Genomic DNA, 14399 nt, shown 5'->3' on the forward strand with positions numbered 1-14399 from the left:
CACATTCCTGGTCTAACATCATTTAAAGATACTTTCATATTAATCCCTCCCCTACTTCCTTCAAAATACTTCTTTTATTTAAAAATGAATGTAGACATTAACTAAAGGACATTAGTATGTCGTTATTTAATCGTTTAACATTGCAGGTATTTGCTCATCCCAACGAAATAAATTTATCCTGTGTTGCAACATTAAGTCTTGAAATTCACTTACCCTATTCTTAACATTTTTTTGGTACTCTTTGAAGAAGTCTTTTTTAAAATTTTCATCAATTCTCTTGATTAATTCATTATTTATTAGACACCAATCCCAATGATCTTGACTGACCTTTCCCATGGGCAACGGAAAGAAGTATTCATTATTTTCTATTTTTTTAATTATTTGGCACCAAACTTCTGGGCGGTGATCACCAATTGATAATACACATTCAAAAAGTTTTTTAAGGTACCCATTTGAACTGAATTTCTTCTCATTTAAACATTCAATGATTTTATCTGTTAACTGATCATAAAACTCAAAAATAATATTATTGTTAATTAGTGAAATTAATGCAGTTGCTTTATTTTTTCCTGTTGAAGCATATCTTCTCATGATAACCTCATTTTCAAATAAAGTTTTTTCTATATTAACATGTTTAGATATATTCGGTTTGATTTTTTGAAGAAAAGCTTCTTTTTCGAATTCGTCTTCGACTTGAATTATGTCTGCCCAGTCTACAACATTATTAATCATTAAAATTACATCTTCTATACTTTCTTCACCATTAATATCTTCAAAAAAACGTTTTGCTTTACAAATTACATTTAAAACCTCATTTTCAGATGACAAATGATTGATAGGGTTTTCATGTATGAAAGAATTTATAAGTTTAATCTCATTTTTGATTGCTTTAATGTCATATTCACCAGTTTCATACCATCTAATTATATGGAACAGTATGCTTTTACTCATCATATTGTCTAATGTGTTTTTTATTATTAATCCGTCAATGTAATCAGTTATATCACTTTCTGTATTTAAGCTATTTCTTATATCCTCATCTAATAAAAGCTTTTCACCATTATGTTCAACGAAATACACTATTGTGGCAAAGCACATTTTATAGATATCTTCTTTTGTAAACTTATCACTAAACACTTCATTTCCCAGCACACTTAGAACTTCTTCTATGAATAGGTTTGTTTTTTGGAATGTCCTCAAGTTCTTAAAATTTAATAAAGCAGCAATATTTTTAATTGCAAACCATTTATCTGTTTCAAGAATGTTAAAAGGAGCGTTTTCAGAATATTTATCAATACAGTAAATACGGTCAATTGATTTTTCTTTAAAATCATTAAATACTTGCATGTCAACATCATTGAATTTATCTGAGAAAGCTACTAGCACAACTCTGATTCCTTTTATGTTTCCAAGGTTATCAATTAGTCCCAAGAATTCTTTTAGACTTAATTCATCATCTTTTCTTTCCAAGTCATCAAATATGATTATGTATGATTGCTTTTCCTCTAATTCTGAAAACATCCTAGAGTAGGTATCATTTAACAACGGAATCGATAGAGATATACCCAGGTATGAAAAATTGACATCCTCCAATTTTTTAGCAGATTTATTTAAGTATTCTTTAAATTTACCTTTTGCATCATCTTGCAATGATTTGAAATATATTTCTTCAACAATTTCCTTTAAACTCTTTTTTCCAAACAGAGAAACGTAACATGAATTCTCTGGATTAGCCTTGGTGTAATCTTTAACGTGCTTAGTTTTTCCAATGCCCCAGTGACCATCAAAAATAACTCTATCATAATTCGACTCACTCAACTGCTTTAGCACTAGTTCAATTTTATCAGCTATCATTATATCCTCCGATCAAATATGGATTCTTTTCGTCATATTAATACCCCATTAAAAGAATGATTTTATAAAGATTCCTATGTCTTCATTAACTCTCGATGAAAACAAAAACTTTCAATTTCAATTATCTCTCAAAATCTTGGAAAAAACAAACAAAAAAATAGGTATATAGAATACAGTCTATACACCTATTAGACCTTACCTTTCATTTGTTTTAATCCCTGGCGAATTGCTTGCAGTGCGTTATTAGCCCCTTTTTCATCAGCGACCATTTTATCGATGTGCATATTCACTGAATAATTGTTGGTACCATTCTTAGTCTCTGACACTTCAAATCCTGGAACAGAAAGTTTAGGAATAGCTACTGAAGAAGCAACGTTGTTAAACATACTTCGTATTGACTCGTAGCTCTTTGCTATTGCTCCCATACTTCGATCTTCTATCTTTGTTTCTCTAAGCAATTCGACAGCTTTAAGCATGTTAACTGAGTCTTGTTTATTGAGGACAATTTCTCCATCATCTACTACAGCTAAAGCGCCTTGGGCTGGTACTTTACCAACTGATCCACCAGTCTTAAAACGAGCGATCTTTTGTCCAGTTGTATTACCCTTAACTACAACACCGAGAGCATTTGAAGCCTCTTTAAGTTTATCAATCAAATTGTTAGAGATAGACTTCTCGATTTATTCCATGTTTGAATTAATAAACTTGGTGAACTCAGAAAGCTGTTTATTTATATCACTAATCTTACCGTTCATCAAAATAACTCAAACGGTGTCATTTTGGCATTTAATGCTTCACATTTAATATTCATATATCTTTCAAATTAAGTGTATGTAGTTCTAAGTAATAGTTCTCAGAGAATTTATTACCATTGATTTCAACTGTTTCCGCTTTTACTTCAATTAAGTAATGAACTGTAATTTGTACGCCTTTTTTAGCAAAAGTCTAAAGCCACGTTATCTGCTTCAAGATATATTTGTATCAACTGTTCTATCGCTTCTGTATCAAGCTTTAAACACTCTTACAATTCAGATTTTTCTTTTCGAGAATTTGGTATCAAGTTGAAGTAAGTCCCATCTCTCCTGTATCTCCTGTTGCACCTGTGGCGCCGGTTAAAAAAGGTGATTATAATATACATAAGGATCCGCCTCCAACACTCGCTTATAGAAACACCCACAAAAACAAAAATCCCCCTTGAAGCCAATGGCTCCAAGGGGATTTCTTGATTAATACTGAGACATATACTGATCGCGTTCCCATGGGTGTACTTGGGTTCTAAACATATCCCATTCGATTTCTTTTGATTCGATGAAGTGCTCGAATAAGTGGTCGCCTAGTGCGTTGATCATGACTTCGTTTGACTTGAGCAGCTCAAGTGCTTCTGCAAGTGTTGCAGGTAAGTCAGCAATGCCATTTTCAAGGCGCTCTTCTTTGTCCATGACATAGATGTTTCTGTCGATTGGCGCTGGTGCGTCTAGTTTGTTTTTGATGCCGTCAAGACCTGCTGCAAGTAATACACTTAGTGCAAGGTATGGGTTTGCAGATGGGTCTACACTGCGTACTTCTACACGTGTGCTAATGCCGCGTGATGCTGGAATACGAATCAATGGGCTGCGGTTTTGTGCACTCCATGCTACGTAGCAAGGTGCTTCATAACCAGGTACAAGACGTTTGTAAGAGTTCACCGTTGGGTTTGTGACCGCTGTGAAACTTGTTGCGTGCTTCACAATACCTGCGATAAAGTGTCTAGCCGTCTCGCTTAATTGTAAGTCTGCTTTCTCATCAAAGAATGCGTTTTTACCATTTTTAAATAATGATAGGTTACAGTGCATACCAGATCCGTTTACACCGAACAATGGTTTTGGCATGAATGTCGCATGAAGTCCGTGCTTTCTCGCAATTGTTTTCACAACGAGTTTGAACGTTTGAATGTCATCACAAGAACGGATAGCGCCTGCATATTTGAAGTCAATTTCATGCTGTCCAGGTGCTACTTCGTGGTGAGACGCTTCAATTTCAAAGCCCATTTCTTCAAGCTCAAGCACGATGTCACGGCGGCAGTTTTCACCTAAATCTGTTGGTGCAAGGTCAAAGTATCCACCTTTATCGTTTAGTTCGAGCGTTGGCTCGCCTTTTTCGTCTAATTTAAATAAGAAGAATTCTGGCTCAGGTCCAAGGTTGAAATCACTAAATCCTAGTTCTTCCATTTCCTTTAAGATACGCTTTAAGTTGTTACGAGGGTCTCCATCAAATGGTGTTCCGTCTGGCTTATAAATGTCACAAATAAAGCGTGCAACTTTACCTTTTTCTGCTGTCCAAGGGAAAATAACAAACGTGTTTAGATCTGGATATAGGTACATATCTGATTCTTCGATACGTACAAACCCTTCAATAGATGAACCATCAAACATACATTTGTTATCGAGAGCTTTTTCTAACTGGCTCACAGGAATCTCAACATTTTTAATTGTTCCGAGAATGTCTGTAAATTGCAGACGGATGTACTTTACGTTTTCCTCATTTACTAATTTTACGATATCTTCTCTTGTGTACTTTGCCATTTCGTAAAACTCCTCCCCTACAAAAGGTAAAATGTGTATAGCAATGCTTTTGCTAATTGGTTAACGGAAGAACCTTGACATATCCCCCTGCCTAAAGGTCGTTCCTTGTTGGAAACGTCCAGCCTGAATGAGTTCCTTCTTCAGTAGCTTCCTGAGTTCATCATCTGTCAAGTTGTGCTTCGCTGTGGTTTTCTCCTCTGTCTTTGTTTCAGACGATGGATTTTCTGCCTCAGCTTTGGCAAAAAGTTTTTTGATTCCTGCCATGTTTACACCTTGTTCGATGAGGTTTTTGATTTCTAGTAATTTATCAACATCATGGAAAGAAAATAATCGGCGATTCCCATCACTTCTAGCTGGAAATACTAAACCATTTTCCTCATAATAGCGAATTTGTCTTGCAGATAATTCTGTTAGCTGCATGACAATCCCAATTGGGAATAAAGGCATTGAGCGGCGAATGTTATCACTCATCTCAACTGTCTCCTCCTCTTTGCTTAAATTTATTATATGTCATGTTATATTATGTGTCAACGAAATGTTAGGAATATTAACATGGATTTTTTTATCGAGCAGGCACTTCAATAAAACCTTGCTCTAATAAGGCATCTACAGCACTGCAAATGGCATTTTTCACATGGGCATACGTGAGACCGCCCTGTACATAGGCTGTGTACGGCGGTCTAATCGGACCATCAGCTGATAATTCAATGCTGGCTCCTTGGACAAATGTGCCCGCTGCCATAATAACATCGTCCTCGTATCCCGGCATATAGCTCGCATGCGGTGTGACATGACTGTTAATCGGTGATGCATATTGAATCGCCTGACAAAATGCAATCATTTTTTTAGGGTCTCCAAATTCTACAGATTGAATCAAGTCGGTTCTTTTCGCATTCCACGACGGGTTTGTTTGGAACCCGAGTTTTTCAAGAAAACGCGCTGTAAACACGGCACCTTTTAAACTTTGTGCAACAACATGCGGCGCTAAGAAAAATCCTTGATACATTTCCTGAAGCGCATACAGCGATGCACCCGCTTCACTGCCGATGCCTGGAGATGTCATTCGATAAGAGCAAGCTTCTACCCATTTTTCTTTTCCGACGATGTAGCCACCCGTTTTGGCAAGGCCGCCGCCTGGGTTTTTAATGAGAGAACCTGCCATAAGGTCTGCGCCCACATGACACGGCTCTTGCAACTCAGTAAATTCACCATAACAGTTGTCAACAAACACAATGATGTCCTCATTGATGTCTTTCACAAATGAAATCATTTGTTCAATTTCTTCTATTGTAAAGGATGGTCTTGACGCATAACCTTTAGAACGCTGAATCCCGATGACTTTTGTTTTTTGGGAAATAGATTCTTTGACTTTGTGGAAATCGACAGATCCATCTTGACGCAAATCAATGGCTTTGTAATCGATCTGAAAATCTTTTAATGAGCCTGTCCCTTCTTTGCCGCGAATCCCGACAATCTCTTCTAGGGTATCGTAAGGTTTCCCCGTCATGTAGATCAATTCATCGCCAGGTCTTAGCACACCGAATAAGGCGATGGAAATGGCATGTGTTCCAGAAATGATCTGCGGGCGTACAAGACCGCTTTCCCCTCCAAATACATCCGCATAGATCTTTTCTAATGTGTCTCTTCCCATATCATCGTAGCCATAACCAGTTGTCGGGTTAAAATGAGAGTCGCTGACTTTATGTTTCCGGTAGCTTTCAAGAACCCGCCACTCATTTTGTTCGCTCTTTCGATCAATTTGCTGATGTATTTGTGAAATGTCTTGTTCTGCTTCTGCTGCTATTTTTTCTAAAATGGTGCCATGTTTTAAAGTGTGAAACATCGTGATTTAATTCCTTTCCTACAACATATACTTCTTGATTTGTCCTAATATGGTTTGCTCCTCACCACTAAATCCAGTGATGTCATAAAGCTCTGCTTCCTTTTGAAATTCCAGTGATTCCACCAAGGTTTCTGACTTTAAGGCAGATATGAGTTTCCCTTCATATGCCGGAATCCTTACATGATATGGCTTTAAAAAATCTTTTTTCAGTTCAGCCATGATATCCGCTTTTAACCGCTTCACATCTTCCTCGCGCCTAGCACTGATTAAAATGTGGCGCTGCTTTGAGGAAGGGATAAAATCCGGCCGGATTTGGTCTTTTTTGTTATAGACAGTCAGCATCGGAATACGGTCAGCTTCTAATTCTTCTAAAAGCTTATGAACCGTTCGTTCGTGCCCTTCATAATCCTCATTCGAAGAATCAATCACATGAAGCAAATAGTCTGCTTCTTTTACTTCTTCAAGAGTGGAACGAAATGCTGCAATCAGTGTGGTTGGAAGGTCTTGAATAAAACCAACTGTATCGGAAATCAGCACACTGTAGCCAGATTCAAGTGTCATTTTACGCGTCATTGGGTCAAGTGTAGCAAACAGCAAATCTTCTTCATGGCTATCCGCTTCTGTTAACTGGTTAAACAATGTAGATTTCCCGGCATTTGTGTACCCGACAATAGCGATTTGGAATACGCCATTTTTCTTCCGTCGTTCCCGGTATCTCGTGCGGTGTTCTTTGACTGCAGACAGTTGTCCGTGAATTTCGTGTATGCGGTTTCGAATATGACGTCTGTCTGTTTCAAGTTTTGTTTCACCTGGACCTCTTGCGCCAATTCCGCCGCCTTGTCTTGAAAGGCTGATCCCTTGTCCACTCAGTCTCGGCAAGGCATACTGAAGCTGGGCAAGCTCTATTTGCAGCTTCCCCTCTCTTGTACGGGCTCTTTTGGCAAAGATGTCTAGAATCAATTGCGTACGGTCAATGATTTTCACATCTAAGGCAGTCGCCAAAGCTTTTAACTGGCTAGGCGAAAGCTCGTCGTTAAAAATAATAACGTCACAGTCTAACTCGTCGCAAAGCACTTCAAGCTCTTCCACTTTCCCTTTTCCGATGTAAGTCGCGCTGTCCTGTCTATTTCTTTTTTGTGTCATGATGCTGACAGCTTCACCGCCAGCTGTTTTGGTTAAGGAAGCTAATTCTTCCATAGAATATTGAAAGCGTTCATCCGTTATATGCGGCAGTTGACAGCCGACAAGGATCGCTTTTTCGATCATTTCATGTTCATTCAACGTCAGTTGTTTCCTTTCTGTACTTAAGTTTCAGTAGTACCATCATACCAAACACATCACACGTATACCACCATTCGGAAGGTTTAATTTCTTGTCTCTTTACAAAAAGGATACGCCATTTCAAGAAGGCGTATCCTCTTTCATTTGCAGATCATGGCTTTTAATCGTAAGTAAATCTTTTTTATCATAATGATCCACAAGAAGCAGCCTCATCGCCTGAGTTCGGATCGCTTTTTCAATGGTGTTTCGCACAAAACGGCCGTTGCTGAATTTGGCAGGACTCGTTGTGCTCTTGATGTGCATTAAATAGTCTCGCAGTTTCCATTCTGCCTCTTGGGTAAAGACATATTCCCGATCGGCCATCATTCGTTTTGCAATATCCATCAGCTGATCGACCGTATAATCTGGGAAGTTGATATTGATCGGAAATCTCGATTGCAGACCAGGATTTAGAGAAAGAAAATGATCCATTTCCTTGGAGTATCCAGCTAAGATGAGGATGAATTCATGCTGCTTATCCTCCATATGTTTTACAAGGGTATCAATCGCTTCTTTCCCGAAATCCTTCTCTCCTCCGCGGGCAAGAGAATAGGCTTCATCGATGAACAAAATGCCGCCTAGTGATTTTTTAATCAAATCTCTTGTTTTTTGAGCTGTATGTCCAATGTACTCTCCAACTAGATCTCCTCGTTCTGCTTCAATTAAGTGCCCCTTTGAAAGAACATTCATTTCAAAGAAAAGCTTCCCGACAAGCCGTGCAACCGTTGTTTTCCCTGTGCCAGGATTTCCTTTAAACATCATATGAAGCGCTTGTTTTCCTACCTTTAATCCTTGTTCTTGTCTTTTTTGATTGACAAAAATCCAAGCATAAATTTCTTTTATGTTTCGTTTCATTTCATCCATCCCGACAAGGCTGTTCATTTCTCGTTCTATTTCTCGTAAGATGCTGTGTTTGGCCTCATTTTTTTGCAAGGCCTCTAAGTATTCTGCCTCTGAATCTGCATCAACCAATACTTGCTTTTGTCCATTAAGTATAATGTTGATTTGGCCGTTATTTTTATATGTGACAGCTCGCTCCAACGTATTCACCTCTCGCTCTTCTCTCTATAATCTATTCGGGTGGAGCTGTAATCGTGACAATCGCCCGCACTAGCATCGGTTTACTGTCAAAATGACCCGAGATACCGGTTATTGTAGGGGATTGTGCGGTTTCCCAGGAAATGATGTGCTATTTCCATTGTATTCATCCATTTCGGGCGGACAAACCAACAATTTGTTTTTTCTTAGAAAAATGGCGCTTTTTCTTCCCAAATTGTGCAGAAAAGAGTCTCAATGATTTCCGCATTTTGTACAGGCAATTTTTCTATTTCCTCATAAAATAAAGACGAGGTGATGAATAGATGGTGAAAATTTTTATTGATCCTGGCCACGGAGGAACAGATTCTGGAGCTGCTGCTAATGGACTTTTGGAGAAAAATATCACACTGCAAATTGCGCTTTTTCTGAGAGATATGTTGATTAGTGAATATGATGGGGTTTCCGTCCGCTTAAGTCGTTCAATTGACCAATCCGTCACGTTATCCCAGCGTACGAATGCGGCAAACAGCTGGGGAGCTGACTATTTCGTGTCTATTCATATTAATGCTGGCGGAGGCACAGGTTTTGAAAGTTATGTGTACCCTGGCGTTTCAGCACCAACCACCACGTATCGCAATGCCCTTCATGATGAGATTGTCCGCTCCGTTGATTTTGCCGACCGCGGCAAGAAAACGGCGAACTTCCACGTTCTGCGGGAAACTTCTATGTCTGCCATTTTAACTGAAAACGGTTTCATTGATACGGTAGCTGATGCAAATAAGCTCCGTAACGCTACTTTCCTTCAAGGGATCGCTCGTGCTCATGCCACTGGATTAGAAAAAGCCCTTCAATTGAAAAAAAAAGCAAGTAACCTATATAAAGTGCAAGCAGGGGCTTTCAAGGTCAAAGCCAATGCGGATGAACTAGCAGCTACACTCAGATCCAAAGGATTTGAAGCGCTGGTCGTACTGGATAGCGGCATGTACCGAGTCCAAGCTGGCGCTTTCCGTTCAAAGCAAAATGCAGATGACCTCGTCGCTCGATTAAAGCAGGCCGGTCACGACGCATTCGTTTTTCAATAATCTAAAAAACAAACCGGCTCAAGTCATCTTTAGAGCCGGTTTGTTGTCTATCCAATTATGCTAAAATGTTCACGACAAATTGAGACCATGTTTCAAGACGATCGAAGTACTCAGGCTTTTTCAAATCTGTTACTTTCATCCATTTTCCTGAGATTTGATCTGTTTCTTTTACTTCTACATGAGCACCTGGCGATAATTCAAGGGCTGATAACAGTCCGATGTGCACACGGCCGACACTGTTGTCATCATCATTAATGAGTCCAAGGGTTTTCATCTCAAGTTTGTCTTCTTCTTGAATCGAAAGTTCCTCGTCCAGTTCACGATCGGTATTTTCTTTTAGAATCTCAGCAAAATTTTTTCCTTCAATGAAATTCATATGACCGCCAAAGCCAAGAGATAACTTATGATGTAAGCGCGTCTCTCCCCCGCCTTGAAGTCTTTCATATACATACACTTCGTCCTCACGCTTAATTACGACATAAGGTATCGGCTGTTTGAAGTCAGGATTTTCTTCTGCATCGCCTCTTCGCATCTGCTCGAAGTGTTCTTCGATTTCTTTCATAATGGTGCTGATTGTTTTCTCTTCACTATTCACACCATTAAACGCAAGTGTTTCGTTTTGGAACACGCGTGCGCGCGGTGCAACTAAAATCATTTCGTCCATTTTTCCCATGTTCGGTAACCTCCAGTATGTAACACATTGTTAGAAATGGCAAAAAGCCAAAACGAGTGATGCGTTTTGACTTTTGCGTTTTAATTATGATTCATCTCCAAAGAAGAAATCGTCATCTTTTAACGGCTCAACTGTTGCCTTTTTGTAGCCGTTCCCTTTCATTGAGAAGAAGTCATGTGACTTTGTTTTTGTATTGAGTCCGTTCAATACAATTGGGTTGATCTCTTCTTCTTCAAAGTAAGGGGCAAATCCAAGGTTCATTAACGCTTTATTGGCATTGTAACGAATGAACTTTTTCACATCATGCGATAAATTGACTTGGTCATAAATATCCTCAGTGTAATGAAGTTCATTTTCATAAAGCTCATTAAGCAGATCGATAGAGAAATCATAAAGCTCTTTTTGCACGTCAGGTGTTTGTTTGTTGTAAATTTCTTGTGCTAATAATCCAACATACACACCGTGAATCGCTTCATCGCGCAAAATCAAGTTAATGATTTCACCACTTTGCATGAGCTTTCCTTGACCGTAGAAATATAGCGGGTAGTAAAAGCCGCTATAGAATAGGAAGCTTTCTAAATACACTGAAGCAACCATTGCTTTAAATAAGGAAATCGGGTCATCCTTTTGAATGGAACGGTACAGACCTACAATCATATCTGCTTTCTTTTGCAAGAATTTATTTTTCTTGACCCATTCAAATACTTCACTAATCGTTTCAGTCGGTGCAAGCGTCATGAAGATATTTGAGTATGATTTTGCATGCACGGCATTTTCCATCATGGCCATAAAGTTTAACACGGCTTTACGTTGATGACCGTCCACATGTTCAGCCACTATCGGCATTCCTGTATTTCCTTGTTCTGTATCAAGTAACGTCAGTCCAGCCAGTACCTTCATGTACGTATCTCGCTCTTCTTCACCTAAATATTTCCATGTTAAAAGGTCCCCGTTTAAGGAAATCTCTTCTGGAAGCCAGAATTGCTTGACGTTTTGGTTGTAAAACATTTGTGTAAAATCGTCTTCGTGTTTTGACCAGTTGGCTGCATCATAAATTTTTGTCACGTTAAACTCTCCTTTAATCAAACAACACAAGAAAGACAGCCTTCCTGCCCTGTATCCTTCGTTCTTGCATAATAAAGTGTCTTAATGCCTTTATGGTGTGCATAAAGATCGATGCGGTTTAAGTCACGCGTTGTCATCGTATCTTTTAGGAATAATGTAAAGCTGATTCCTTGATCGACGTGCTGCTGAATGGTTGCGATCATATCGACCACTTTAAACATGTCCATATCGTATGCTTCTTTATAGAAGAACCAGTTTTGTGCTGAAAGTCCTGGCATTGGATAATACGTTTTGCTGTTTCCGTATGTTCTTTCTTCAATACGTTCCATAATTGGCATCACAGACGCTGTTGCCGATTGAACATACGAAATAGAACCTGTTGGTGCAATACATAATCGATAGCTATGGTACATGCCATTTTCCGCTACAAAGTCTTTGAGTGCTGCCCAATCTTCTTTTGTTGGAATGTGCATGCCTTCAAATAGCGCAGCTGCTTTTTCTGTTTTTGGAGTGAAATCATTTTCTACGTATTTATTGAAGTACTCACCTGTTGCATAACCAGAGCCCTCATAACGGTGGAATGTTTCCCCTTTTTCTTTTGCAAGCTCACTTGAACGCTTAATGGAGTAATAGTTCACCATCATAAAGAACGTATTAGCAAAATCTCTTGCTTCTTCACTTTCATAAGCGATTTGGTTTTGAGCTAAATACCCATGAAGGTTCATCGCACCAAGTCCAATTGACTTCATCGCTTTGTTCGCTTTTCTAACAGCTGGTGCATTGCGGATATCTGTTGTTTCAGACACAAGTGTGAGTGAGTCCGTTGCAAGCTTGACTGTTTTTTCAATGGATTTGTTTTTCATCACGTTCATGATATTTAAAGAACCAAGGTTACAAGAAATATCAAGTCCGATCTCATCATCTTGATCATAGTCCGTGTAAGAAGAGACTTCTGAAGCTTGAAGTACTTCTGAGCAAAGGTTTGAGAATTTCACACGTGAAATATGGTTCAGTGCGTGCTCTCTATTCACATTATCTTGGAACATGATATATGGATAGCCTGATTCTGAGCGCAGAACAGCTAATTTTTCAAGAAGTTTTCTCGGATTGACTTTTTCTTTTTTGACTTTCGGGTTTTCTACAAGCTCGTCATACATTTCTTCCATATCCATCTCATCAAGATGCTGTCCATAAGCTTTATAAACTGTATGAGGATAGAATGTGTAAGCTGTTTTATCTTCTCTAGCAAGCTCGATAAATTTATCTGGGATGACGACGCCGATCGAAAGTGTTTTCACACGAACATCTTCATCCGCAGAGATTTTTTTCGTATCTAAGAAATCATTAATATCTCTGTGGAAAATATTCAAGTACGCACTGCCTGAACCTTGTCTTTGTCCCATTTGATCTGCATATCGGAATGCATTATCAAGAAGTTTCATGACGCCTACGACACCTTTGGTCGCATTTTCTACATCTTTGATCGCTTCACCTTTCGCACGAAGCTTTGAAAGGTTCAAGCTGACGCCGCCGCCTAATTTAGACAACTGCATGGAAATATCAATGGCTCTTGAAATATCGTTTAATGAGTCATTCACTTCAAGCAAGAAGCAGCTCACCAGCTCACCACGTCTTTTCCGGCCTGCGTTTAAGAATGTTGGTGTACTTGGCTGATACTCTTGGTTGATCATCAGTTCCACAAACTCAAGTGCTTTCTTTTTGTCTCCACCCGCAAAGAAAAGAGCCACAACTGAAATGCGGTCTTCATAGCGTTCAAGGATTTTCTTTTTGTCATTTGTTTTCAGTGCATAGTCATTGTAAAACTTAAACGCACTCATAAATGATGGGAATCTAAATTTCTTGGCATATGCAGCTTCAAATACTTCTTTAATATCTGACATGCTGTATTGTCTTAAAAATTCTTCCTCATAGTAGTCGTTTTCTATTAAGTAATCAATCTTCTCTTCTAGATTATGAAAGAAGACCGTGTTTTGATTAATATAATCTACGAAATAACTATGTACAGCTTCTTTGTCCTTGTCGAACTGAAACTTTCCTTCTTTTTGAATCATAATCTCGTTATTTAATTGTATCCACTTTGGAACCTGATTTTGTGACAATTCTTTCTACCTCCTGTGTAAACAATTCAACATCCCTTTTTGTTCCGCTTAGTTCAAAGGTGTGCAAAATAGGAACTTGATATTGTTTAGAAATCGTATCGGCGCTTTTGGCAAAGTTATCTCCCCACACTTTGTTCCCACTCACCGCTACACCTAGTAAAAGGTGCGCATTTTTCTCTAAAAATGACTGAGTGGTACCAGGGACTTGTCCAAATCCTGTCGTAAAGGTGACGAGAATAAACGGCGTATCCAAAAACTCTTCTCCAGTCAATTTTCGTTTGTCTGTAAAAGGGGTCTTGTCCAAAAAGCGTTGAACATTTCCTGTTTTTGAATCAAATACGATTTGAATCAATTCCATCACGACCTAGTTTTTAGTATTGTTGATCATTTCGTTATTCACTATATATAGTATACTATGTTTTTTCAAAACACAATATATAGATGCTCGAAACGAAAAAAATCAACCAACCCGGCCGAACATTCATAGCCGAACTCGTACGTTCAAATAAATAGAGCAGAGCAGGTTCTAAAAATAGACTGCCCTACTCCCTATTCAACTGAAACCGAAATCTATCATAACACGAAAAAAAATCGCTTAGTAGACTAGACTTTTTGTTTTATTTTTTGTAGGCATCGCACTGTAAATCTTCTGACACTTCTGTTATTTCCACTTCAACACCTAATTCTTTCAGCACCGCTTCAAGCGCAGAGACGATCGAGGCTTCTCTTACTAACTCTTTCCCGTTTACAGAAACACTTGTTCCATATTCGAAACAGGAGTCATCTTCACAAGTTTGTTCCCAATGATTAATTTTAATTTTGTGTGTCATGAACTCATCCTTT

13 protein-coding genes and 1 pseudogene are annotated in these 14399 nt (G+C 38.7%); 1 reads left to right on the plus strand and 13 read right to left on the minus strand.

Going from position 1 to position 14399, the window contains the following annotated elements; genetic code table 11:
• Window positions 1–126 precede the first annotated feature (126 nt).
• The 8 genes and pseudogenes from ACTJJQ_RS03095 to spoVK all read right to left on the minus strand — a co-directional run bounded on the left by ACTJJQ_RS03095 (window position 127) and on the right by spoVK (window position 8619).
• The gene (locus ACTJJQ_RS03095; protein WP_045035114.1) at window positions 127–1854 is read right to left on the minus strand and encodes a hypothetical protein; all 1728 of its coding nucleotides are present in this window, start codon (window positions 1852–1854) and stop codon (window positions 127–129) included.
• A gap of 188 nt (window positions 1855–2042) precedes the next feature.
• Entirely contained in the window at window positions 2043–2510 is a 468-nt protein-coding gene (locus tag ACTJJQ_RS03100) for a hypothetical protein (protein ID WP_045035115.1), read from the minus strand.
• Between the two features lie 169 nt (window positions 2511–2679).
• Window positions 2680–2799, minus strand: a pseudogene (locus ACTJJQ_RS03105) (hypothetical protein); the annotation flags it as partial.
• A 281-nt stretch (window positions 2800–3080) separates the two neighbouring features.
• A complete protein-coding gene (gene glnA / locus ACTJJQ_RS03110) occupies window positions 3081–4415 on the minus strand; it encodes a type I glutamate--ammonia ligase (protein WP_007499421.1) in 1335 nt (444 codons plus the stop codon).
• Between the two features lie 60 nt (window positions 4416–4475).
• Window positions 4476–4886, minus strand: a complete 411-nt coding sequence (locus tag ACTJJQ_RS03115; protein ID WP_007499423.1) for a MerR family transcriptional regulator — start codon at window positions 4884–4886, stop codon at window positions 4476–4478.
• Window positions 4887–4977: 91 nt separating this feature from the next.
• On the minus strand, window positions 4978–6258 hold the full coding sequence (locus ACTJJQ_RS03120; RefSeq protein ID WP_017367292.1) for a methionine gamma-lyase family protein: 1281 nt from the start codon (window positions 6256–6258) through the stop codon (window positions 4978–4980).
• 18 nt (window positions 6259–6276) lie between these two features.
• The gene (gene hflX / locus ACTJJQ_RS03125) at window positions 6277–7539 is read right to left on the minus strand and encodes a GTPase HflX (RefSeq protein ID WP_017359031.1); all 1263 of its coding nucleotides are present in this window, start codon (window positions 7537–7539) and stop codon (window positions 6277–6279) included.
• 120 nt (window positions 7540–7659) lie between these two features.
• A complete protein-coding gene (spoVK, locus tag ACTJJQ_RS03130; RefSeq protein WP_008344008.1) occupies window positions 7660–8619 on the minus strand; it encodes a stage V sporulation protein K in 960 nt (319 codons plus the stop codon).
• A gap of 320 nt (window positions 8620–8939) precedes the next feature.
• Between spoVK and ACTJJQ_RS03135 the strand changes: the two genes are divergently transcribed.
• Entirely contained in the window at window positions 8940–9698 is a 759-nt protein-coding gene (locus ACTJJQ_RS03135; RefSeq protein WP_008344009.1) for an N-acetylmuramoyl-L-alanine amidase, read from the plus strand.
• Window positions 9699–9753: 55 nt separating this feature from the next.
• Here ACTJJQ_RS03135 and ACTJJQ_RS03140 read toward each other — a convergent pair whose 3' ends face one another.
• From ACTJJQ_RS03140 to ACTJJQ_RS03160, 5 genes are all read right to left on the minus strand, one after another.
• The gene (locus tag ACTJJQ_RS03140) at window positions 9754–10371 is read right to left on the minus strand and encodes a hypothetical protein (RefSeq protein WP_058213759.1); all 618 of its coding nucleotides are present in this window, start codon (window positions 10369–10371) and stop codon (window positions 9754–9756) included.
• 84 nt (window positions 10372–10455) lie between these two features.
• Window positions 10456–11436 carry a class 1b ribonucleoside-diphosphate reductase subunit beta gene (nrdF, locus tag ACTJJQ_RS03145; RefSeq protein ID WP_008344010.1) on the minus strand — a complete coding sequence of 327 codons (981 nt, stop codon included), beginning with the start codon at window positions 11434–11436 and terminating at the stop codon, window positions 10456–10458.
• 17 nt (window positions 11437–11453) lie between these two features.
• Entirely contained in the window at window positions 11454–13556 is a 2103-nt protein-coding gene (gene nrdE, locus ACTJJQ_RS03150) for a class 1b ribonucleoside-diphosphate reductase subunit alpha (protein WP_017359033.1), read from the minus strand.
• A complete protein-coding gene (gene nrdI, locus ACTJJQ_RS03155; protein WP_017359034.1) occupies window positions 13516–13908 on the minus strand; it encodes a class Ib ribonucleoside-diphosphate reductase assembly flavoprotein NrdI in 393 nt (130 codons plus the stop codon). Before nrdI ends, nrdE begins: the two co-directional genes overlap by 41 nt.
• 265 nt (window positions 13909–14173) lie before the next feature.
• Entirely contained in the window at window positions 14174–14386 is a 213-nt protein-coding gene (locus ACTJJQ_RS03160) for a hypothetical protein (protein ID WP_003212415.1), read from the minus strand.
• Between the last annotated feature and the right edge of the window lie 13 nt (window positions 14387–14399).

It is taken from the genome of Bacillus sp. 22483, from assembly GCF_052044605.1.
GTDB classification, from domain to species: Bacteria; Bacillota; Bacilli; order Bacillales; family Bacillaceae; genus Bacillus; species Bacillus altitudinis.